The 20,789-nt window shown below is 52.2% G+C and carries 23 protein-coding genes; 6 read left to right on the top strand and 17 right to left on the bottom strand.

The window, feature by feature from the left end; genetic code table 11:
• Positions 1 to 21 precede the first annotated feature (21 nt).
• The 8 genes from sepS to ACZ44I_RS01695 form a co-directional block, all read right to left on the bottom strand.
• The gene (gene sepS / locus ACZ44I_RS01730) at positions 22 to 1,608 is read right to left on the bottom strand and encodes an O-phosphoserine--tRNA ligase (RefSeq protein ID WP_464549274.1); all 1,587 of its coding nucleotides are present in this window, start codon (positions 1,606 to 1,608) and stop codon (positions 22 to 24) included.
• A complete protein-coding gene (twy1, locus tag ACZ44I_RS01725) occupies positions 1,605 to 2,501 on the bottom strand; it encodes a 4-demethylwyosine synthase TYW1 (protein ID WP_464549276.1) in 897 nt (298 codons plus the stop codon). The genes sepS and twy1 overlap by 4 nt, the downstream gene beginning before the upstream one ends.
• Positions 2,482 to 4,149 (bottom strand): arginine--tRNA ligase, encoded by a 1,668-nt coding sequence (gene argS / locus ACZ44I_RS01720; RefSeq protein ID WP_464549278.1) that lies wholly within the window; start codon positions 4,147 to 4,149, stop codon positions 2,482 to 2,484. Before argS ends, twy1 begins: the two co-directional genes overlap by 20 nt.
• Positions 4,149 to 5,426: a peptide chain release factor aRF-1 gene (gene prf1, locus ACZ44I_RS01715; protein WP_464549280.1), complete on the bottom strand. Its 1,278-nt coding sequence runs from the start codon at positions 5,424 to 5,426 to the stop codon at positions 4,149 to 4,151. Before prf1 ends, argS begins: the two co-directional genes overlap by 1 nt.
• 69 nt (positions 5,427 to 5,495) lie before the next feature.
• Positions 5,496 to 5,999, bottom strand: a complete 504-nt coding sequence (locus ACZ44I_RS01710) for an NUDIX hydrolase (RefSeq protein WP_464549282.1) — start codon at positions 5,997 to 5,999, stop codon at positions 5,496 to 5,498.
• The gene (queC, locus tag ACZ44I_RS01705) at positions 5,996 to 6,667 is read right to left on the bottom strand and encodes a 7-cyano-7-deazaguanine synthase QueC (RefSeq protein WP_464549284.1); all 672 of its coding nucleotides are present in this window, start codon (positions 6,665 to 6,667) and stop codon (positions 5,996 to 5,998) included. The genes ACZ44I_RS01710 and queC overlap by 4 nt, the downstream gene beginning before the upstream one ends.
• Complete coding sequence (locus tag ACZ44I_RS01700) at positions 6,668 to 7,282, bottom strand: 7-carboxy-7-deazaguanine synthase QueE (protein WP_464549286.1); 615 nt, start codon at positions 7,280 to 7,282, stop codon at positions 6,668 to 6,670.
• Positions 7,283 to 7,284: 2 nt separating this feature from the next.
• Complete coding sequence (locus ACZ44I_RS01695) at positions 7,285 to 7,689, bottom strand: 6-pyruvoyl trahydropterin synthase family protein (protein WP_464549288.1); 405 nt, start codon at positions 7,687 to 7,689, stop codon at positions 7,285 to 7,287.
• A 166-nt stretch (positions 7,690 to 7,855) separates the two neighbouring features.
• Here ACZ44I_RS01695 and ACZ44I_RS01690 point away from each other — a divergent pair, with 166 nt between their 5' ends.
• From ACZ44I_RS01690 to rbcL, 4 genes are all read left to right on the top strand, one after another.
• Positions 7,856 to 8,284 (top strand): 30S ribosomal protein S12, encoded by a 429-nt coding sequence (locus tag ACZ44I_RS01690; protein WP_255332250.1) that lies wholly within the window; start codon positions 7,856 to 7,858, stop codon positions 8,282 to 8,284.
• A 5-nt stretch (positions 8,285 to 8,289) separates the two neighbouring features.
• Entirely contained in the window at positions 8,290 to 8,880 is a 591-nt protein-coding gene (locus tag ACZ44I_RS01685) for a 30S ribosomal protein S7 (protein ID WP_464549290.1), read from the top strand.
• Between the two features lie 22 nt (positions 8,881 to 8,902).
• Positions 8,903 to 11,098, top strand: a complete 2,196-nt coding sequence (locus ACZ44I_RS01680; protein ID WP_464549292.1) for an elongation factor EF-2 — start codon at positions 8,903 to 8,905, stop codon at positions 11,096 to 11,098.
• Between the two features lie 87 nt (positions 11,099 to 11,185).
• Entirely contained in the window at positions 11,186 to 12,478 is a 1,293-nt protein-coding gene (gene rbcL / locus ACZ44I_RS01675) for a type III ribulose-bisphosphate carboxylase (RefSeq protein WP_464549294.1), read from the top strand.
• Between the two features lies 1 nt (position 12,479).
• Here rbcL and ACZ44I_RS01670 read toward each other — a convergent pair whose 3' ends face one another.
• The 3 genes from ACZ44I_RS01670 to ACZ44I_RS01660 all read right to left on the bottom strand — a co-directional run bounded on the left by ACZ44I_RS01670 (position 12,480) and on the right by ACZ44I_RS01660 (position 15,132).
• Entirely contained in the window at positions 12,480 to 13,679 is a 1,200-nt protein-coding gene (locus ACZ44I_RS01670; RefSeq protein ID WP_464549296.1) for an RNA-guided endonuclease InsQ/TnpB family protein, read from the bottom strand.
• Positions 13,680 to 14,087 carry an IS200/IS605 family transposase gene (gene tnpA, locus ACZ44I_RS01665; protein WP_464549298.1) on the bottom strand — a complete coding sequence of 136 codons (408 nt, stop codon included), beginning with the start codon at positions 14,085 to 14,087 and terminating at the stop codon, positions 13,680 to 13,682. It lies immediately after the preceding gene.
• Positions 14,088 to 14,220: 133 nt separating this feature from the next.
• Positions 14,221 to 15,132, bottom strand: coding sequence for an HdeD family acid-resistance protein (locus ACZ44I_RS01660; protein WP_464549300.1), 912 nt, complete (start codon positions 15,130 to 15,132; stop codon positions 14,221 to 14,223).
• Between the two features lie 118 nt (positions 15,133 to 15,250).
• Here ACZ44I_RS01660 and ACZ44I_RS01655 point away from each other — a divergent pair, with 118 nt between their 5' ends.
• Positions 15,251 to 15,541: a hypothetical protein gene (locus tag ACZ44I_RS01655; protein ID WP_464549302.1), complete on the top strand. Its 291-nt coding sequence runs from the start codon at positions 15,251 to 15,253 to the stop codon at positions 15,539 to 15,541.
• 77 nt (positions 15,542 to 15,618) lie between these two features.
• On the opposite strand, the gene ACZ44I_RS01650 is transcribed toward ACZ44I_RS01655, so the two are convergent.
• The 6 genes from ACZ44I_RS01650 to ACZ44I_RS01625 form a co-directional block, all read right to left on the bottom strand.
• A protein-coding gene (locus ACZ44I_RS01650) for an IS630 family transposase (protein ID WP_464548541.1) occupies positions 15,619 to 16,750 on the bottom strand; the annotation gives its coding sequence in 2 pieces (ribosomal slippage) (positions 15,619 to 16,318 and positions 16,317 to 16,750; 1,134 coding nt in all).
• A gap of 60 nt (positions 16,751 to 16,810) precedes the next feature.
• A complete protein-coding gene (locus ACZ44I_RS01645) occupies positions 16,811 to 17,395 on the bottom strand; it encodes a YIP1 family protein (protein ID WP_464549304.1) in 585 nt (194 codons plus the stop codon).
• A 50-nt stretch (positions 17,396 to 17,445) separates the two neighbouring features.
• Entirely contained in the window at positions 17,446 to 18,174 is a 729-nt protein-coding gene (locus ACZ44I_RS01640; RefSeq protein WP_464549306.1) for a YkgJ family cysteine cluster protein, read from the bottom strand.
• A gap of 13 nt (positions 18,175 to 18,187) precedes the next feature.
• Positions 18,188 to 18,607 carry a hypothetical protein gene (locus ACZ44I_RS01635; RefSeq protein WP_464549308.1) on the bottom strand — a complete coding sequence of 140 codons (420 nt, stop codon included), beginning with the start codon at positions 18,605 to 18,607 and terminating at the stop codon, positions 18,188 to 18,190.
• Between the two features lie 50 nt (positions 18,608 to 18,657).
• Entirely contained in the window at positions 18,658 to 18,825 is a 168-nt protein-coding gene (locus tag ACZ44I_RS01630; protein WP_464549310.1) for a hypothetical protein, read from the bottom strand.
• Positions 18,803 to 20,386, bottom strand: coding sequence for a proton-conducting transporter transmembrane domain-containing protein (locus ACZ44I_RS01625; protein WP_464549312.1), 1,584 nt, complete (start codon positions 20,384 to 20,386; stop codon positions 18,803 to 18,805). Before ACZ44I_RS01625 ends, ACZ44I_RS01630 begins: the two co-directional genes overlap by 23 nt.
• Before the next feature lie 140 nt (positions 20,387 to 20,526).
• On the opposite strand from ACZ44I_RS01625, the gene ACZ44I_RS01620 reads away from it, so the two are divergent.
• Positions 20,527 to 20,682 (top strand): hypothetical protein, encoded by a 156-nt coding sequence (locus ACZ44I_RS01620; RefSeq protein WP_464549314.1) that lies wholly within the window; start codon positions 20,527 to 20,529, stop codon positions 20,680 to 20,682.
• Positions 20,683 to 20,789: the final 107 nt, after the last annotated feature.

Below are 20,789 nucleotides of genomic sequence, written 5' to 3'. Positions count from 1 at the left end.
AAGGATCTGCGAAGGGATCTCTTACTCTTCCCTGACCCTGCTCTCCACCGTCATGAAGATCGGGCCACGGAGATCGATCTTCTTCCGGTTATCGGTGACAAAGCGCATCGCATGATCGGCGATTTTGATATTCACATCTGATGGGAGTTTTGCCATCTTCACCTGCACAGTTGTCCCTTCCCCGCACCGTGCCGCCTCCTCGATCCGGGCGGCTGCGAGAAGGGCGACAGAATCGATGAACCGGATGCCGGTTTCGATGCCATTTGCCCTGATATTCGCAAACTTCTCGGTATCGGGCACCCCGAGGATCGCACCCTCATGGATGAAGACCTCGTTTCCGCAGGCAGGCCCAAGGAGCTTTGAATTCTCTTCAGGTTCAATGACAGCAACATCGAGTGCTGTTCCTGCAATCTCGCCTGACCAGACGGGGAATGAGCAGGGGGATGGCACTGCCGCATGTTCTGTGGCAACTGCTGCGATTGCCGTTGCAAGGACGCGGCCTGCTTCTGTTGACGGCTCTTCCCGGACAGAGACTGCCCGTGCGAGATCCCGATCGGTGAGGGTCGGGGGATAGAACTGGCCGAAACTGAGCTTTCTGACATCATCTGCCTGGTGGAGGATCATCGCCAACCGCTCGACGCCAAGGCCGAGGTTCATCACCGGGATACCGACTCCGTACTCACCGAGTGCGGATGGCGAGTAGATCCCAAAGGTCGCCACCTCCACCCAGTCATGCACCGGGTGGCGTGCATACACCTCAGTCTGGGTGCCGGGCATGTAGTACTTCGACCGCTTCTCATCCGGCCTGAACTCAAAGTCGGTGAATCCAAAGGCTGAGAGGAGTCCTTCTGCCACCGCCATCCCCTCATCAAGGGTGACATCCTCGCCTGCGACGATACAGGATGCCGAATGGTAGCTCATCAGCCGGGTTGCCCCCTCCTCCTGCTCCCGCCGGAAACACCGGTCAATCGAGAACATCCGGATCGGGTGGGGGTTCCTCATCCAGCATTCGCCAAGGGACATGAACCAGCCTGAGGTCATGTGTGAGCGGAGGGTGGATCGGGATGACTCGGGTGCGAGTTCCCGGAACTCGGGGAAGACGGAATCGAGGATATGCACCACAGTCGCATCATCGATTTCAAGCACCACCGAGAGTTCGTGCGTGAGATCATCGCCATCAAAGTCACCCTTCTTATACCGATGCAGGCAGGTGCGGAGCGCCTCTTCTTTCTCTGCATCAATGGGTTTGCCGGTGATCCCCTCGATCCCCTCGATCTGTTTCCGTGCGATCCCGACATTTGGCCGCGGCAGGCCGCCGAGATAGAAGACGCGATCCAGAACAGCCATCGCTTCGGGACCGAACTGCCGGTATACCTCCTGTTCCTCGACGATCACCGGGTTCATCGCCTCATCAAAGCCCATTGAAAGGTATGCCTGCCTGAGCTTCTGGATGGTATCAAAGACCGGGTGTGGGCGGGCGCGCCGGTATGTATACCGCGGGTACTGCCGTGATACCGGCGGTGTGGAGAGCACCTTCGGCCCGTCATACCATGCCCCTTCAAAATCCTCTTTCGAGCGTTTCCTGAACTCTTCTGCATCAAACTTCATAGATCCTCCTCAAGACAGACAACCCGTGATACCGGACTCTCGTCCCGGATCCGGTACCCTGCCGATTCCGCTATCTTCTCCGCAAAGGAGCGGACATAGGCATGTTCAGGCATCTGATCCATTGATAATCTGCTTCGACTGTATCCAAGATACATATATCCTTTGACCTCGACAAAGTCCGGATGGGCATCAGCAATGATCCGCCCATATGCCCCGGGCGAATGATCATTCAATCCCTTCACCAGCGTCACCCGGACAGCCGATCTCCGGGACGACAGAAGTGAGAGGCTCTGGAGCACCTGCTCCCAGTAATCACCTTTTGGTCGGCAGAGCATCGTATAGGTCTCCTCATCCGGCGCATCCAGCGATATATAGAGCTGTGTCGGATAGAGTTTCTCCACCACCTCCGGACGGGTTCCGTTTGAGACGACAAAGACGGTATACCCGTTCTCTTTGAAGAGATCGACAAGAGCCGGGAGCTGTGAATAACAGGTCGGCTCACCGGAGAGAGAGATTGCCACCTGGTTCGGCGTCTCGGAAGCCGCCTGCCACCGCTCAGGAGTTACATCCGGGTGCGGCTTGTATCCGGCAAGCCCCTTCTTATGGAGTTTTTGGGCTGCTCCCAGGATCACCCCGGGTGCAAGTTCCACCTCCTCTATAACCTCATGCTCCATCGAACGCCAGCAGAAGAGGCATCGCTGGTTGCAGCGGAGTGTCGGGGTCATCTGGATGCACCGGTGGCTCTCGATCCCGTAGAACTGGTGTTTATAGCACATATCCCCGCCGCGGAGCGCCCGTTTGCTCCACATGCAGGGCTTTACCGCGGCAGACGAATCAGGAGAGAAGAAGAGGTATCCCTGCTTCCGCAGGGCATCACATGCTTTCGAGCGCATCGATTCCAAGGGTCTGCAGGGCTTCCCGAAGGGTGTTCCGTGTTGCGTCAACCAGCGCAAGCCTGGCATCACGGCTCTTCCCTTCGGCTTTTAAGACCGGAACAAACCGGTAGAAAGAATTGAAGAGATCCGCACAATCCCGGACATAGGTGGCGAGGAGATGGGGGCGGAGATCCGAGACGACAGAATCAAGCACTGCCGGGAACCGGGCAATAGCTTTTGCAAGCGCAATCTCATGGGGATCCTCATACTCATAGATCCCGTCAAACTCACCTGCCTTTGCCAGGATCGAGCATGCCCGTGCATGGGCATACTGGATATAGGGGGCGCTCTGCCGTTCGAAATCAAGTGCCTGCTTCCAGTCAAAGACGGTGCTCTTCTCTGGCGAGACCCGGACGATATCGTACCGGATTGCGCCAACGGCAACAGATCTCGCGATCGCCTGCCGTTCTTCATCTGTTAGCTCCGGCCTCCGTTTCGTCACCTCCTCAAATGCCCTGATGGTGACCTCTTCAATCAGCTCGTCTGCGGAGATGAACTTCCCTGCACGGGTGCTCATCGACCCTTCCGGCAGGGAGACAAACTCGAAATGCAGGATCTCGGGTGCACGCTCACCCATCAGCCTGAGTGTCGAGGAGAGCTGGGCTCCGATCAGCTTGTGATCTGCTCCCAGCACATCAATGATCCGGTCATAGTTTGCGTTCTTCCAGATATGGTACGCGAGATCCCGGGCAGCATACACACTTGTCCCATCGCCACGCCTGAGGATGTACTTCTTCTCAATCCCATATGCCGAGAGGTTCACGGAGAAGAGTTCTCCATCATCCTCTCCCTCATCCATGCGGGAGAGGTGATCGAGCACGCGGTGCATATCCCCGATCCTGACAAAGGTGCTCTCCCGGACATACCGGTCATGCACCACATTCAGATCAGCGAGGGTCTCTTTGATCCCATCGATACAGGTATCGACCGCCTCACGGAAGGCCTGTTCAACATCCTTCCCTCCACGTTCGATCTCCTGCATCAGCCGCTCGATCTCACGGTTGATCGACTCATCCTTCTCGATCTCGCGGTTTGCCTGGATATAGACGCGGGCAATGAAGTGATCACCCTTCTCGCCATCTTTTCTGGCAATACCAAGTGTCTGAAGACCCCAGACGACAATTGCGATCTGGCGGCCCATATCATTCACATAATACTGCACCTCAAGCGGATACCCGGCCTTCCGAAACGTCCGTGCAAGCGTGTCGCCGATGATGGTATTCCTGATATGGCCGACATGGAGGGGTCCGTTTGGGTTGGCACTGGTATGCTCGATCATGACCCGTTCATGCCGTTTGGGAAGCGAACCATACCCGGATTCACGTGCCAGTTGAACTGACTTTCCGATATAGTCACTACCAAAGGTGAAGTTCAGGTATGGCCCGACAGCAGCAACCGAGATACCATCCATCTCCGGGTGGGCTTTCAGCTTCTCCAGAAGATCCTGTGCAATGATCGCTGGTGACTTCTTCTCTTTTTTGGCGCAGGCAAACGCAATCGTGGATGCGATATCCGCATGGTCGCCGCCATCGACAAGGAGAGGATCCTCCTCCCCGGTGTATGCCATCAGGACCCGTCCAATCAGGTCAATTGTTTCCAGGTACATTATAACCCCGTCCGGTACCGCAGGATCGCAGCAATTCCGCCAAACGCATTGTAGAGCATTGCCCCTTCCTCAAAATCATCCGAGATGATCTCAACTTTTGTGCTGCTCTGGTCGGCGAGAGTCGTCAGCTCATCGATGATATCTGTTTCTTCCTCAAGGAAGAGGGGTGAGGTGCATTTCGGGCAGTTGCCGAAATCAAGATTCGAGGTCTTCTTTCCCGGCTCGATCTGGATCGTCCGCTCCTCGCTATAATTACATGCCCCGCACCTGATCAGGAGGCGGACCTCACGGAGTCTTGTTGAGAGGAGGAGGATATCGACAGCCCCGGCTTCGAGATTCTTCCTGATGCTCGACTCACCATAGGCTGCAAGGCCGTCGTCTTTGGTGAGCTCCTTGAAGAACTTTGTCATGATGTTCTTCTCCTTCATCAGGTCAACACCCTTCAGGGCATCAGCAGCGGCATCGACGAGTTCCGAGAGCCCGCTCTCGTTTGTGTAGGCGACATCAAAGAGGCCGATCATCCGCTTCTTCACCTCATGGTGGAGATAGTCTCCATCGGCAAACTCCTCTTTGGTGGGGGTCGGGCCGCCGATGAGGAGCCCCTTGAAACGGTTGAAGAAATCCTTCTCAGCAAGGAACGTCTCGCTGGCCCGCTCTCCGACCTTCTTATAGAATTCATTGATTGCGATCAGCCTGAGACGCTCAAAACGTGCTGCCGACTGGCCGCCTTTCCGCTGTTTGCCCGGAACAGTCGAGGTGGTTCCATTGATAGGCTCAATCCGGTTGCCACGAAGGAATCCCCAGTAGGCTTCGCGGCGATCGAGGACAAGCAGGCCATAGACAAACTTCTCCTCAAGCATCAGCCTGAGTGGTTCCAGCTCGAAGTTTGAGCTGCACCGGTACATATAGGTGCCAAGCGGCTCAGGCGGCTCAACGATTATTGTCTCAAATGTGCTCCTGTCTCCTCCGACATTAACGGCACCTGAGAAGACCGCCATCCCGTTTGGTGGCGGGGTTTTATAGCTCTTCAGGCGCGAGAGGATCGAAGATAGAGCGCTCTGCACATTCGTCTTCGTCTGCTTGCTCTTGATGTTTGCGCACTGCCCAAACTCATCGCGGAGCTGTGCAGTTACATCGTATATCTGCTTATCTGGAGGAATATAGAGGGAGATCAGCTCGGTTCCGCTCCCCTCTTTCTCTTCAAGACGTTCGAGCATCTTCTTGAACTCGTACCGTCGGCGTGCCTCATCCTTCTCGGTCTGTACTGTTTCGGCCATGGGGGTATGTCACCATTATAAAATGGGTAATTATTGTTCTTCTGCTCCAATAAAGATGATTATTGGGCATTATCTCTTCTGTCTGCACCTGAAAAGAAGAGCAATCGTCTTAGCATCGATTATCCTCCCGTCATGCGCCATAGATTCTGCCTCCTTCCGGGGGAGGCAGACGACATCGATCACCTCATCGTCATCGGGCTTGAAGTTGTCTGCCGGTGAAAGGGTTCGTGCCTCATACAGGTGGATCACCTCATCGGTGAAGCCGGGGGAGGTCATGAGGACACCACGGGGGATGAGTTCATCAGAGCGCATCCGCGTCTCTTCGATCAGCTCCCGCGATGCCGTCTCTTCGGGCAGTTCGCCTTCCTCCATCGTCCCGGCCGGCGCTTCATAGATGTAATCGCCAATTGCCGGGCGGAACTGGCGGATCAGGTAACAGTCATCGCCATCGCATGGCAGCATCGCAACAGCACCGCCGGGGTGGACGATGATCGTCTCCTTTGTCCTGCCGTTTGGGAGATCGATGGTCTTCAGCTCAACAAAGAGGCGCTTTCCCCGGTAGATGATCGTCAAGGGCGCCTCCGGTATGAGATCGGATCAGATCTGCCGACGGCACGAAATGCCTCAAGCCGATAGTGGCAGGAGGAACAGGTGCCGCAGGCGAGATCATCATTCTGATAGCAGGACCAGGTCTCTTCATAGGGAACAGCGAGATCAAAACCCACCTTCAGGATCTCCGCCTTGTTCATCCCGACAAACGGGGCCATCAGCCGGATAGGCTTCTCTGACATCGTCCCGAGGTCGATGACCGACTGGAATGCCCGGATAAATTCCGCCCTGCAGTCCGGATACCCGATATAGTCGCCTGCCTGCACACCGATGAAGATCGCATCACCCCCCCGCGCCTCGCAGAAGCTGGTGGCGATTGCAAGGAGATTGGCATTCCTGAATGGTACATAGGTATTCGGACGCTCTTCGGGAGATTCCTCAAATTTTTCCACCTCGATTCCCATATCAGTGAGGCTGCTTGCCCCAAAGGCTTTGAAATAGTCAAGCGAGATGACGACAGGAGGCTCTGCACCAAGGAGTGTAGCAATCTTCTGCGCGCACCGAAGTTCCCGTGATTCTGTCCTCTGCCCATAGGTGATGTGGAGAGGGAGGATATCATATCCCATATTCTTTGCATAGTAGGCAAGGGTGGCCGAGTCCATCCCGCCTGAGAGGAGACATACTGCTTTCATTTATTGCACCCCGATCTGCTTATGAAGCTGGAGCTGGAGACGGACGGGGAGATTCCACTCCATCAGCACCTCTGCAATTCGTCTGTAATTCGATCCATAGACAGGCGAGATGTAGATCTCACCCCTGATCGGAATAGATCGGATCTGTTCATATACATAATCGAGATCCGCATCATCCGCCACGACACATTTGACAGAATCTGTCGGCCTGATATCAGCAAGAAGACTGAGATCGCTTCGCTCACCTGATGAGGGGCATTTCACATCCATGCAGATGGAAGCATATGGCTGTGTCTGGCCAAAGGGAATGGTTCCGTTCGTCTCGATATCGATTATATACCCTTTTGCAGAGAGTTCTCGTAAAAGAGGAAGAAGCTCATCCTGCCGGAGGAGTGGTTCCCCCCCTGTCACACAGAGGTACCGGATCCCGGTTTCTTCTATCTTTTTCAGGATATCGCCTGTAGTGAGATCTTCGCCTGCAAGCGGATCCCGCGCATCCGGGGTATCGCACCAGCGGCAGTTGAGGTTGCATCCGGCGAGCCTGAGGAAACAGCAGCCGAGACCCTGGTTTCTCCCTTCACCCTGAAGACTCGGAAAGATCTCACAGACCTGCATATTCAGCGTTCAACCTCTGAATAACAGCCATCAGACTCCCAGACCCGTACACGGACTACCCGGCAGTCAAGCCCCATTGAGCGGCAGGCTTCATCGATCATATCGGCAATCTCAACAGTCAGAAGTTCGCTTGTCGGATCTCCATGCGTGGTGACGACATCCTGGAACTGCGAGAGGCATTCCACCATCGGATCATCTTTGTTGAGGATCACCTGGTGGTCATAGCATTCGACCAGCTTTTTTATGCAATTATAATCAATCAGGATCTGCGTTGCTGCATCCACATTCCCCTCAAGCCAGACCTCGGTGCGCCATCGGTGGCCATGGAGACGGGCGCATTTCCCATCATAATTGATGAGACGGTGGCTTGCATCGAAGTGGACCTCCTTGTATATGCGGACTGACATGTTGTTACCAATTGGAGAAGAGAACGTATAAGGTTATTATTAGAGACCACTCATGAATGTAGGAACGAGTGGCTTGCGGATAGTATAATAAAACACTTCCGCGCAATATGTATTCCAGATTCTGGAGTATCCACCGGATCAAAAACCAGAAAATAGAGGTCTATACATGGGACAGGGAAAATTTGCAGCGAGAAAACTCCAGCGCGACTCAAAGAAGTTCCGTTGGAGCGATTCCAGATATGCACGACGTGCACTTGAACTGAAACTGAAGGCTGACCCGCTGAAGGGATCACCCCAGGGCCGCGGTATCGTCCTCGAAAAAGTCGGTGTTGAGGCAAAACAGCCAAACTCTGCCATCAGGAAGTGCGTCCGTGTGCAGCTGATCAAAAATGGCCGTCAGGTGACCGCATTTGCAGTCGGCGACGGTGCCATCAACTTCATCGATGAACACGATGAAGTGACGATTGAGGGAATCGGCGGTCGTATGGGACGTTCCATGGGAGATATCCCAGGGGTTCGTTTCGTCGTGACCGCTGTGAACAATGTCTCCCTCCATGAGCTTGTCATGGGACGCAAGGAGAAGGCGCGCAGGTGAGTTGGATGACGGAAGAAGCAGAGACAAAACAGAGTGTGGTCCTCCTCTTTAACAAATGGGACCCATCAGAAGTTGTCATCAATGATCCCGGCCTTGAGCGGTACGTGAGTTTCAAGACGATGGCTGTTCCGCACAGCTGTGGACGGCTCACCCAGCAGCAGTTCACCAAATCCTCAATGGCAATCGTTGAGCGGCTGATCAACCGCCTGATGCAGGTCGAGCACAATACCGGAAAGAAGCAGCTCTGCACCAGGATTGTGATGGATGCATTCGATATCATCCACACAAAGACCAAGCAGAACCCGATCCAGGTTCTCGTCGATGCAGTCGCAAATGCCGGACCCCGTGAAGAGACGGTCCGTCTGAAGTACGGTGGTATCAACGTGCCAAAGTCTGTTGACACCGCTCCGATCCGAAGGGTGAACACCGCAATGAAATATATCGCAACCGGCGTCTGGAAGGGATCCCACAAAAAGAAGCGCTCGGCAGCCCAGGTGCTTGCCGATGAGCTGATCGCCGCATCAAAAGGCGACTCGAAATGTTTCTCTGTCGGTAAGAAGGAAGAGGTCGAGCGGATTGCAAAGTCCGCCCGCTAATCAATACTTTTTTTGGTGAATTATGTCACGCGGCAAAAAGATGGTGGAGAAAGTTTCGGAGCTGATGGACAAGCCCGAATTTATCCGTAACATTGGTATCGTTGCACACATCGACCATGGGAAGACCACATTCTCTGATAATCTCCTCTCCGGAGCAGGGATGATCTCAGAGGAGCTCTCAGGCAGACAGCTCTTCATGGACTCCGATGAGGAAGAGCAGGCTCGTGGAATTACAATCGATGCATCGAACGTCTCGATGGTCCACGAGTACGCCGGGAATGAGTTCCTGATCAACATGATCGATACCCCCGGCCACGTCGACTTCGGTGGCGACGTCACGAGGGCAATGCGTGCAGTCGATGGTGCTATTGTTCTCGTCGATGCAGTCGAAGGGCCGATGCCCCAGACCGAGACTGTTCTCCGGCAGGCACTGAAAGAGGGTGTCAGGCCGGTACTCTTCATCAACAAAGTCGACCGCCTCATCAACGAGCTGAAGGTCGACCCGCAGGAGATGATGATCCGTCTTGGCCGTGTCATCGACAAGGTCAACAAACTGATCAAAGGGATGAACGAGAAGATGTACACCGAAGGCGGATGGAAGCTCGATGCAGCAACCGGAACCGTCGCCTTTGGATCTGCGCTCTACAACTGGGCCGTCTCAATTCCCTACATGCAGAAGAGCGGCGTCTCCTTCAAGGAGGTCATCGACAAGTGCAATGCAGGTGACATGAAAGCACTTGCAAAGTCAAGCCCGCTTCACGAAGTGATCCTTGATATCGTCGTCAAGCACCTTCCAAACCCAATCGACGCACAGAAACGGCGTATCCCGATCATCTGGCATGGTGACAAGGAATCTCCCGAAGGAAAGGCGATGCTCACCTGCGACCCGAAAGGCCCCGTTGCCATGATGGTCACCGATATCTCCTTTGATCCCCACGCAGGCGAGGTGGCAACAGGCCGTCTCTTCTCCGGGAAACTCACCCGTGGGATGGAGCTCTTTGTTGTCGGAACGGCTGGAAAGGGCAACCGCCTCCAGCAGGTCGGCATCTTCATGGGTCCAAGCCGTGTCGAGGTCGAACAGATCGTCGGCGGTAACATCGCAGCTGTAACCGGCTTAAAGGATGCAATTGTCGGATCAACAGTCACCTCCAGCAAAGAGATGACACCATTTGAGTCGCTGAAGCACTACTCAGAACCTGTCATGACAGTTGCAGTCGAGGCAAAGAACATGAAGGATCTCCCCAAACTGGTTGAGGTTCTTCGCCAGGTCGCAAAGGAAGATCCGACGATACGTGTCAACATCAATGAAGAGACCGGTGAGCACTTAATCGCCGGTATGGGAGAACTCCACCTTGAGGTTATTACCGGCCGTATCCGCCGTGACAAGAACGTCGATATCGTGACGTCTGAGCCTATCGTCGTCTACCGTGAGACTGTCACCACAAAGGCCGGTCCTGTCGAAGGGAAGTCTCCAAACCGCCACAACCGGTTCTATATCGAGGTTGAACCCCTTGACCAGGCTATTGTTGATGCAATCCAGAACGGCGATGTCTCGATGAACATGAACCAGATCGAGCGGCGTGATGTGCTTGTTGGCCTTGGCATGGATAAGGATGAGGCAAAGAATGTCAAGGATATCTACACCACCAATATCTTCATCGACATGACGAAGGGTATCCAGTACCTGAACGAGACGATGGAACTGATCCTTGACGGCCTCCACGAAGCCCTTGATGGCGGCCCGCTCGCAGACGAGCAGGTGCAGAACATCAAGATCCGGCTGATGGATGTGAAGCTCCACGAGGATGCTATCCACCGTGGCCCTGCACAGGTGATCCCGGCAGTGAGAGCTGCTGTGAAAGCTGCATGCCTGATGGCAAATGACCAGCTCCTCGAGCCTGTCCAGAAGATCCAGATCACTGTCCCGCAGGACCAGATGGGAGCGGCAATCTCCCAGATCCAGGGTCGGCGCGGACAGCTCACCACCACAGATTCCGAAGGCGACCAGATTGTGGTCAACGGCACTGCCCCGGTTGCAGAACTCTTCGGGTTCGCAGGCGACCTCAGGTCGGCAACCGAAGGACGTGCAATGTGGAGTACCGAGTTTGCCGGGTTCCAGCTGGTTCCTGCAAGCCTTGTCAATGATGTTGTGATGAGCATCCGGAAGCGGAAAGGTCTGAAGGAACAGATCCCAACACCAGCCGACTACCTCGCATAAGAGGGATCACCTCCACCCTGTCCTTTTTTTGATCGTTCTCTTATCAACAGAGCGACATTTATCTATCTCTTTGGCAAAGGGATGAGTATGGCAATTGACTGGTACAATGAATTTGTTGACCCAAGCTATACCCCCGCAGAGGATGATATCATCTGTCTCTTCTCCTGCACCCCGGCATCAGGGATCAGTATGAAGGAAGCAGCAGGCAGGGTTGCCTCTGAAAGCTCCACGGGGACATGGACAACCCTCTATTCCCTCCCGCCGAGGATGAGGGATCTCCAGGCAACCGCCTTTGAGATAGACGGACCATACCTGAAGATCGCCTATCCGATCGGTCTCTGGGAAGAGGGGAATGCCATCCAGCTCTTAAGCGGTATCGCCGGGAATATCTTCGGTATGAAAGCAGTCGACCAGCTCAGGCTGATCGATGCAACGCTGCCAGAGGCATATCTGCGAAACTTCGATGGCCCGCATTTCGGCAATGACGGGATCAGGAAGCTGATGAAGATCCATGGCCGCCCCCTGACCGGAGCAGTGCCAAAACCAAAGATCGGGTTCTCTGCTGCCGAACATGCAGAGATTGGGTTTGAGACATGGATGGGAGGGTTTGATTTTGTCAAGGATGATGAGAATCTCACCTCCACCTCCTTCAACCGGTTCGATGACCGGGTGGCCGCCCTCACAGAGAAACGTGATAAAGCTGAGCAGATCACAGGCGAGAAGAAGTCCGCCTTCATCAACATCACCGCTGATACCGAGACGATGAAACAGCGGGCAGATCTGCTCGCAGCCAACGGCTGGAATTATGCGATGATCGATGTGGTCGTCGCCGGGTTTGCCGCTGTCATGACGCTCCGTGATTACTGTTCAGACCTTGGCCTTGCAATACATGCCCACCGTGCGATGCACGCAGCATTTGACCGCAATCCCCACCATGGGATCACCATGCAGTTCCTTGCGAAGATGATGCGTCTGATCGGCGTTTCGCAGATCCATACCGGAACAGCAGTCGGAAAGCTCGTCGGTACCTCTCAGGAAGCGAAAGTGCTCGCAGATGTCCTGCGGGAGGAGAAGGTGCAGGCAGTTCCCGGGATGGCGCTTGAACAGAACTGGGGCCATATCAAAAGTGCCTTCCCGGTCTCTTCAGGCGGTCTTCACCCCGGACTTGTCCCCGATGTCCTTGACATCTATGGAGAAGAACTCGTGCTCCTCGTATCAGGCGGGATTCACGGCCACCCGGACGGCACCCGTGCCGGGGCAGCTGCCACCATGCAGGCGATAGAGGCATGGCAGGACGGCCTCTCACTGGAAGAGAAGGCAGCAGGGGCACCCGAGCTCGCACGAGCCCTTGAGAAGTGGGGCGCCTATAAGCCAATGTGAACTACCCCACCCTGAAGGATGGGGCTTCCTGCTTCATGGACAATACTTGCATCACAGAGATGTGACGTAGAGGTATCGACTCCACAGGCTCAAAGGGATGTTCCATCCCCACGCGGTGAATATTCACCGCAGCATTGTAATCTCTATCGGCAACATACCCACAGTACGGGCATTCATGGACTCTCTCAGAAAGGGTCTTTTTCACGATGCTTCCACAATTCGCGCAAATTTGTGATGTATTTCGGGGATCGACTTTGATCACTTGTGTACCAGCACTCTCAGCCTTGTAACCAAGATATGAATAGAATCGTCCCCATGAAACATCGTGAATGCTCCTGTGCAGCCCTTTTGAACTCCTTTTCTCCTTCAGACCTTTGATATCCAGGTCTTCGATGCAGATCGTTGTATACCTGTCAACGTAGCTCCGGGAGAGTTTGTGAAGAAAATCTCTCTTCTGGTTCGTAATATGATCATGCGCCTTCTCCAGTTTGCTCTTTGCCTTTTTCCAGTTCTTCGAAAAGCGCTGTTTTCGCGCAACGCTTCTTTGTAACTTCCTGATTGTATTCAGCGAGCGCTCATAGAACCGGGGATTCTCGATCACTGTACCATCACTATCAACGGCAAATGAGTTCAGACCAACATCAATGCCAACAGATCGCCCTTCATGCATTGACTCGGAGACTGCCTCTGCTTCTGCCTGCTCTGCCTGGATGATCACAAACCACTTATCACCGGACCGGGTGATGAGGACACCTTTCACCGATCCGGTGTATGGTCGGTACATCGTAAAGGGAACTGTTCCGATCTTAGAGAACGTGATCGTGCTCTGCTCTGAGTCGATCCAAAACCCGGACTGATTATAGTTGAGGGTCCGAAATCGGGATGCGCTCTTGAATCGAAGTTTCCCAATCTTTCGTCCTCTCTTTTTCATCTGCGAGAGTGCGGCGATGTTACTCCAGAGAGAATAGTTCACCATCTGAAGCACTTTCGAGTACACACCTTTGAGAAACGGATTATCCTGTTTCAGCGTGACGATCCGTGCCTGTGTTCCTCGCATGGTTGGCCGGATCCCGTTCTCCCGCATGACATTACATTCTTCGAGAAGTCTGTTATAGAGCCACCTGCACGTATCGAGTGCGGCATTCAGCTTTGCCTCAGTGGCCGCATCAGGATATGCCCGATACTTGTAGGAGATAATCATTCACTTCTCCAGTTGAGAGTCAACATACTCTTTCAGAGCATCAAGGCTTACCTGTCCCGATGTTACAAGGAAATACGACGGGGACCAGAATGAGTCGCCCCTTAGAAGATTCTTTGTTTCAGGGAACTCCTGACGTAGTCTTCGGGATGATACGCCCTTGATCACGTTCGCAACATTGACGAGGTTTGTTTTCGGGGTTGCCCTGAACAGAAGGTGATAGTGATCTTCTGCGGGTTCATGAGCAACCACCTCTATACCCAATTCTTCCGACAGGTTCCACACAATATCTTTCAAACGTTCCCGAATCTCGTTTGAATATAACGCTTTTTGGCGATACTTCACAACCATCACCAGATGATAGTAGAGAGCATAGACAGAATGTGCAGATTTATCGAGTTTATATTTCATATGGGATATGAAATAATAGTAAATCCAAGATGATATATCTATCGTAGAGAGGAAGGGCGGCTCCGCTTTCATCCCCGGCCTGAAGACCGGGGACTTCCTGCTCCACCCCCTTCACCCCCGCGAGTTAAAAAGATTATACCGTTCTTTCCTCTCTGTCGGGATCCGAAATTCTCATCCTTTTTCTCAGTGCCATCCCCTCTGCAATCAGGTAGATGCCGATAAGGAGGGCAATCCCTGCCAGGAGATACATCAGGATCGCGATGATTGCTTCCGGTGCAATGATCGTCATAAACGCAACGGCAAGCGAGAGGATACCAACCGCAAGCCGCAGCCAGAACCTCTCAGGCACAGCTTTTTTCCCCCTTAAAACCCTTTTCAGTGAGATCCAGGCACTTGCAAAGGTCCATATCGCCAGGACAAAAAGGAAGGTTCCTGCAAGTTCATCCGGTTCAGAGAAGAATGTGCTGAGAGCAAGAAGAGCAATCCCAAGCCCGATAACAAAACGCCCAATCGATCGCAGTCGAAATGGCCTGATTACAAACGCAGACCTCAGGAAAGGATAAGAAAGAGCCAGGAAGAGGAGAGGGATGATGAGCCGGGTGAGGCTGTCAAATGTGATGAATGGTTCAGTAAGTATGTGGATGCCAAAGAGGAGCATGAAGATGCCGCAGAAGAAAACGAGCTTCCAGGCTCGTGTCTGCTCCGAGAGCACTTCTGAAGTATCCCGCACAAAAGCCTTTTTTGAATCGATCAGGAGAGCGGAGATGGTATCTATCACCATCAGGACGAGCGGGGCATCATCTGCAAGATGCAGAACCGGATGCTCTTTTGGATCATAGCGGTCAAGGTGCACCCGGTATTCTGTGACAGTCTCATGCAGGTGGTACTGGCCGAACCGGTAGCTTGCAAGGGTTCCGGGGGAGGGGATATTCATGCGGGAGAGAACCCAGTTCTCAGAAAGTGGAGAGGCAACCCCGCTCTTTGGCACCACCACCTCCCAGACACCTTCATGGAGGGGTTCGAGGAGATCTTCAAGCCTCTGCATATCTGAAAATATCACCGGGTTTGTATTTCTGCATATCTATTGGAAAAATATTTTCCCATTAATAACATTTATTAATAAATAAAATGAATTGGAATGTAAAACAGATGGGAGAATTAGAATGGAAGTGAAAGAAAAAGATATTTACCTTTTTCTCGTGGTGGTAGGGGTAACAATAATACTCGGTACTTTTATAATTTATGCAGTGGATGACTACAATTGGAACAAAAAAATGGAGGATGCAAAAGCATCACCGTATTCTATAGGTCCTTCTGTATCTCTTATTTTTCTGCAGCCATCTTTGCAAATCAAGCCTATTGCTTATGGATCTATTTGCCTTCTTGGGGGAATCGTAGGCTATTTCTGGTTATTGATTAAGAAGAAAGAAGATTTAAGAGGAGGAAACAATTAGGGGGTAGATAAAACAATTAAAAAAATTGTAACGGGTCAGCCATACCTCATATAAAGGGAAAAGGATCTAGTGTCATGTCAAACTTCAAAAGTCGGGTAAAGGCGAGATAGCTTCACTCGTGCATCCTCAGTCGTGAACTGCCAATTTATCCGACTATCTTTGTTATTTCGGGATTCTTCCCATGCTTTAACCTCTCTCTGGACAACCTCAATACTGTCTATCCTTCGATCAAGGCACTGGCTGGTGAGAACGCTCAGCTCTATTTCTGCCATATTTAGCCAACTTCCATGTTTTGGCGTATAGACAAACTCAAACCGATCCCAGAGACTCTTGGCTATTTCGGGAGGATAGGTTTCATAGAGTGATCCCGGTCCATGTGTATTCAGATTATCCATAACCAGGGTAATTGTATCTGCATCTTCATATTGGGCAGCAATATCCCGCAGGAATTCGGCCCAATCCTGCTTGGTTCTTCGATGAGTTATTTTTACCAATCGTTTCCCGGCAAGAGGTTCACACGCGATGAAAATATTACATGTGCCACAACGGCGATACTCATAATCATGTCTGGCAGGATATCCTGGTGTACAGGGTATTGATTGTCGAGTTTCAGAAATGAGTTGTTTTGGGGATTCATCCATGCAAACAACTGGATGTTGTGAATCAAAGGGTCGCTTATACACATCCAGAACCCGTTCCATTTGAGCAACGAAATTACCGTTCTGGTTAGGAGGTATTACCCACGCCTGATTTCGCCACGGTTTGAGTTCGTTTTTTTAAAACCTGACGAACGGCTTCATGAGATATTGTGTCAACGTACTCAAGTTCAACCATTTTATCTGCCAGCAATCGAAGTGACCATCTGGAATAGCCCTCTGGCGGTTCACTGCAACTCAAAGCAATTAATCGAGCTTCGAAATCACCGTCGGTCTTTTTGTCATAGATCCTATCAGGTTTTTTCTTTGTCAGTGCCTCATCAAGACCTTCCAGAACAAATCTGCTTTTTACACGGTCGATTTTTCTCATACTGATATTCAGAACGCGAGATATTTCTTCATTTGTTGAACGCTGTGTCTGGTGCTCGCCCTCATCACATGCAAGGAGGATGAGGGCATTCAGAACTGCTTGAGATGATTGTTTACCTTTAGAGGAGAGGGCTTTAAGGGTATCACGTTCTTCCTTGGTGAGAGTCACAACATATTTTCTCATTACATATTATACTACGTTCATCATATAATAAAGTTACGACATTTTAGAATTGACATGATACTAGAAGGTGACTGATGGGATCTCAGTCACCGTTACGCTTGTCGGATCGATCATGAAGAACATGAGCCCGAGGACTACCAGGATGACGATGACGATCACCGGAAGGAGCACTGCAATCAATGCCCGGATCGTTGATATCCCATGGTACTCGCGGATACCCATTACCATCAGGATAAAGCCCCAGATACCTGCTAAGAGGCCGATTAAGGGAATCCACCCAATAGCCGCAGAAGGTGTCTCAGCAAGTGCAAAGGCACGCACCGTTGCGGTATAATCGCCTTTGCCGCCGACGATCTTCGCACAGATATGGATGATGGCACCGGCGATCAACAGTGCTATCGTCCCGAAGATGACGAGTGCTATGATAAAGGAGATTATCATAACGATATCCGCACCTGGGGATAAGGGAATCGGAAGGATTGGGCCGATAATTTGTTCAATGATTGTTGTCAGTACCGAGTAGATGAAGATGACAATCAAAAAGTAGATGATTGAATCTGTGAGCGTTCCGGAACTGCTCTTCCGGATCGTTTCGCCGGGGGATGTGATCATCCCGCGGAATGTCTCAATGAAAGGGAGTGACATAGAGAAAACTGATATTACCCTATAAATACCCTTGCCATGGTCTGAATGTGTTATGGGGATGAAAAGCCGCTGTACTCCCCAATTCTTACAATATGCTCTTCAAATGATCCTCTTGTATAGACCATCACCCGCACCGGCTCGCCCTTCCGGAAGCGCCGGAGTGCCTGATCATAGATCTTCCTGACATGCCTGAGGTTCTGCTCGTCGAAGTACAAGGAGATCGCTTCCCAGAAGCCGATCTGCTGCCGGACAAAGTCCAGTTCATAGGAGAGGACCTGGTTAGCGATCGTTGTTGCCTCTTCTTCAGTGATCTCACCGTGATATTCCCCGTGTTCTCCAAGGCCGGATATCTGCCGCCAGTCCACCACCCCATTGGCATCAGGTTCCCGGTGAAGCATATAGGGGTAGATGCGGCAGATCGAGAACCGATTCTCATAGATTTCGCACCGGTTGCCTGCATCCAGAAAGAGACACCGCCCGTCCTCATGGACTTTCAAGGCATATCCCGAGACATACAGAGTGCCATTTGAATCGCCATATTCAAAATCAGGCGCCGGAATAAGGGCTTTGGGATGATGGGTTCGGAGATAGGGGAGATCGCGATCAAGGAGGAAGACATGGCCGTTATAGGATGCGGTGCAGCATCGCCCGCATCCGTCACAGGAGAACCCGACATCCCGGATGATCTCTATAAGCCTATCTTCCTGATATGAGAGCAGCGCCGATTCTTCCTCCCTGAGGGTAAGAATGCGGTTTGTGGCAGGATCGCTTCGGCTCATTGTTCAGAATAAATTATTCATTTGGAGGGAGCAGAGCCCGGATATAAGGATCATAACGCACCCCGACACAGGAGGCGCATTCCAGCTTACCGACAGCTATTATCTCTGCTGAGACCATATCATCCTCAAGGAGAAGCAACCCTTCTTCTTCAATAACCCTGTAAAACTGTTCAATCTCAAGGTAAGGGCGTGCCTTTGGCGGTAATACAGAAAAACCCACAATATCATCCTGCATTGTTGACGAGCGGGCTATTCTTTCATCAAAGAAGAGATATACCGCGATTCCGTACTGTTCATGGATGGTCTTCAGCCTTGAAAGCGGTATCAGCTCACCAGGGATAACACCAAGGGATTCACACTTTTCGCCAACCGAATTCCCGGCTATCCTGCTGTATGCATTCAATGTGCCTGTATCTCCGGAGGGTTCTGTCATGGCTTTCCTGTACTTCTGTATCCTGAGAAAATAAAGGATCGGTTCAGGTATCAGATGAGAAAGACCGTCAGAAAGATGGTAAAAGCGATCGCTGATGCAAGGAGGATGCCATATGCTGCATTGGAGGATTGCCGGACCGCCTCCGGATACATCGTGATAAGAGTAGAGAGCCGGATCTCCTTCTCTCTCCGCCTTTCAGGATTGAATGAAAGGGGCATAGATATCGCATGTGAAAGGATATCCACTGCCATGAGAGGGTTTTTTGAGAACCATGAAGCTCCGTTCACACACATCAAGAGATCCCGAGATGCTGTTCTGGAGACGGGGGAGGAGGGTATGGGAGAGGTAGAGGACACCACGCCCTCCGGCACGATAGAGATCCATCATATCGGGGGGAATATAGGTCGGCTTTTGAATCATGCTCCTCACGATCCTGAGGTTCAGCAGCACTGCAGCAAAGATGAGGATCATCTCAAAAATATGCGTGATGCTGAAGATATCATGGGTGACCGGATAGGGGAGGATCGAGAAGAGGATCCATGGATAGACACCATATATGATACAGGCAGATGCGGTCATCACCATTGCAATGAGCATTGGAACCGGAGGGTCACGTGTGACCAGATCAAGCTTCTCCTTTATGAACGCATAGTAGTTCAGTTTCACAAAGGAGAGGAAGGTACCGATCGATCCGATCAGAAGGAGCAACTCAAGGGTTAAAAGACCGCTCTCAGCAGCCGCTCCGACGATCATCTCCTTGCTGACATAGCCGTTGAACCCCGGTACACCTGCAATGGCAGCAGATGCTATCAGGGAGACATAGAAGGTGATCGGCATCTGTTTCCCAAGACCACCGAGTTCGGAGAGGCGGTGTCTGCCGGTCTGGTAGTTGAAGAGATGGGCAACACCTCCGTTCAAGGCGAGTGTGGTGCCGATACCAACCGCAGCAACCATGTACCCGACCTGGCTGATCACATGGTAGGAGAGGAGCATCCGCATATCGTCCTGAAGGATCGCAAAGACAAGCCCATAGACGACCATGATCGCTCCCAGGTACATCACCGCCTCAGAACCGGGGAGGGTGCGTGCCAGCAGGTACACCGCTGCCTTGGTCGTGAAGATGCAGAGGATGACCGATCCCACAATCGATGCCTTTGAATATGATTCGGGAAGCCAGGCATGGAGCGGGATGATCGCGGCATTCATTCCGATCCCGATGATGAAGAGGAGGGCAGCAGTGCCGGGGGCGGCCAGGCCGATCTGAAGCGAACCGGTTTCAGCAAACTGAACAGCGATAGCTGCCAGGAGGAAGACCCCTCCGAGGATATGCATCAGGGCATACCGATACCCGGCACCCTGTGAACCCTCATATCCATGCCATATGAGGGCAAGTGAGGAGAGGGCGAGCAACTCCCAGAAGATGAAGAGAGTGATGAAGTCGCCTGCATAGACGATCCCCATTCCTGAGGCGACCTGAACCAGTAATGCCATCTGGTGGGAGATACGCTCCTCCTGGCTCGAGTAGATGACGGCAAGGACACTGATTCCTGCAAAGATATAACCAACCACCCGTGACAGTCCGTCAACCAAGAGGAGGGAGAGCTCTATTCCGGGGAGAAGCTGAAGAACCGGCACCACCATCCCGTATTCCTGAAGGCTGATTGCGGCAAGCCCGGTTATTGTGACAAAGAGCATCCACTCATGCCGCACCCTCTTTGGGAGGAGAGGGAGGAGGGCGGCACCTATGATATAGATGAGGAAGGGAGGGATGGCAATCATGAGTGCTGCCTCCTGAAGAGTGAGAGCATCCGCTCCTGCATCGGGTGCCTCATCTTCTGCCCGATAACTCGTCTCATGGTATCAGTCCTTCACTTCAGCCGGAAAACTGCCTGATTGTACATACACCCGACTCATCGTGAATGAGAAGGTTGTGGATTATAACCGGATTCGCGGCATTGTGGATCGCAAGTCAGACCCTTATGCAGCACCTGCCGGTTTCATCTATCGTCAGGAGAGAAGAGGGGCAGACGATACTCTGTGATACTGTCTCTGTCAATTCGATGCATGAACAGTGAGAGACTCATGATGATACATATACCTGACAGATAATAAGTTTAACCCGATGAAAAAAGCGCCAAATATCACACAGATACCTCATTTGAGACATTATTTGTCATTTCAG

Source organism: Methanocalculus pumilus, assembly GCF_055382585.1.
Note: the sequence above shows the minus strand (reverse complement) of the source record. Positions and strands in the feature narration are given on the sequence as shown.

Excerpts from the sequence above, each read along its gene's own strand:
- ACZ44I_RS01690 (WP_255332250.1), top strand. The coding sequence starts at position 7,856 with ATGGGACAGGGAAAATTTGCAGCGAGAAAACTCCAGCGCGACTCAAAG.
- sepS (WP_464549274.1), bottom strand. The coding sequence starts at position 1,608 with ATGAAGTTTGATGCAGAAGAGTTCAGGAAACGCTCGAAAGAGGATTTT.
- prf1 (WP_464549280.1), bottom strand. The coding sequence starts at position 5,426 with ATGGCCGAAACAGTACAGACCGAGAAGGATGAGGCACGCCGACGGTAC.
- ACZ44I_RS01680 (WP_464549292.1), top strand. The coding sequence starts at position 8,903 with ATGTCACGCGGCAAAAAGATGGTGGAGAAAGTTTCGGAGCTGATGGAC.
- ACZ44I_RS01685 (WP_464549290.1), top strand. The coding sequence starts at position 8,290 with ATGACGGAAGAAGCAGAGACAAAACAGAGTGTGGTCCTCCTCTTTAAC.
- ACZ44I_RS01645 (WP_464549304.1), bottom strand. The coding sequence starts at position 17,395 with ATGTCACTCCCTTTCATTGAGACATTCCGCGGGATGATCACATCCCCC.
- ACZ44I_RS01630 (WP_464549310.1), bottom strand. The coding sequence starts at position 18,825 with ATGCCCCTTTCATTCAATCCTGAAAGGCGGAGAGAGAAGGAGATCCGG.
- ACZ44I_RS01620 (WP_464549314.1), top strand. The coding sequence starts at position 20,527 with ATGAGAAGGTTGTGGATTATAACCGGATTCGCGGCATTGTGGATCGCA.
- ACZ44I_RS01670 (WP_464549296.1), bottom strand. The coding sequence starts at position 13,679 with ATGATTATCTCCTACAAGTATCGGGCATATCCTGATGCGGCCACTGAG.
- ACZ44I_RS01695 (WP_464549288.1), bottom strand. The coding sequence starts at position 7,689 with ATGTCAGTCCGCATATACAAGGAGGTCCACTTCGATGCAAGCCACCGT.
- tnpA (WP_464549298.1), bottom strand. The coding sequence starts at position 14,087 with ATGAAATATAAACTCGATAAATCTGCACATTCTGTCTATGCTCTCTAC.
- ACZ44I_RS01625 (WP_464549312.1), bottom strand. The coding sequence starts at position 20,386 with ATGATTGCCATCCCTCCCTTCCTCATCTATATCATAGGTGCCGCCCTC.
- ACZ44I_RS01640 (WP_464549306.1), bottom strand. The coding sequence starts at position 18,174 with ATGAGCCGAAGCGATCCTGCCACAAACCGCATTCTTACCCTCAGGGAG.
- ACZ44I_RS01655 (WP_464549302.1), top strand. The coding sequence starts at position 15,251 with ATGGAAGTGAAAGAAAAAGATATTTACCTTTTTCTCGTGGTGGTAGGG.
- ACZ44I_RS01660 (WP_464549300.1), bottom strand. The coding sequence starts at position 15,132 with ATGCAGAGGCTTGAAGATCTCCTCGAACCCCTCCATGAAGGTGTCTGG.
- queC (WP_464549284.1), bottom strand. The coding sequence starts at position 6,667 with ATGAAAGCAGTATGTCTCCTCTCAGGCGGGATGGACTCGGCCACCCTT.
- rbcL (WP_464549294.1), top strand. The coding sequence starts at position 11,186 with ATGGCAATTGACTGGTACAATGAATTTGTTGACCCAAGCTATACCCCC.
- twy1 (WP_464549276.1), bottom strand. The coding sequence starts at position 2,501 with ATGCGCTCGAAAGCATGTGATGCCCTGCGGAAGCAGGGATACCTCTTC.
- argS (WP_464549278.1), bottom strand. The coding sequence starts at position 4,149 with ATGTACCTGGAAACAATTGACCTGATTGGACGGGTCCTGATGGCATAC.
- ACZ44I_RS01635 (WP_464549308.1), bottom strand. The coding sequence starts at position 18,607 with ATGACAGAACCCTCCGGAGATACAGGCACATTGAATGCATACAGCAGG.
- ACZ44I_RS01700 (WP_464549286.1), bottom strand. The coding sequence starts at position 7,282 with ATGCAGGTCTGTGAGATCTTTCCGAGTCTTCAGGGTGAAGGGAGAAAC.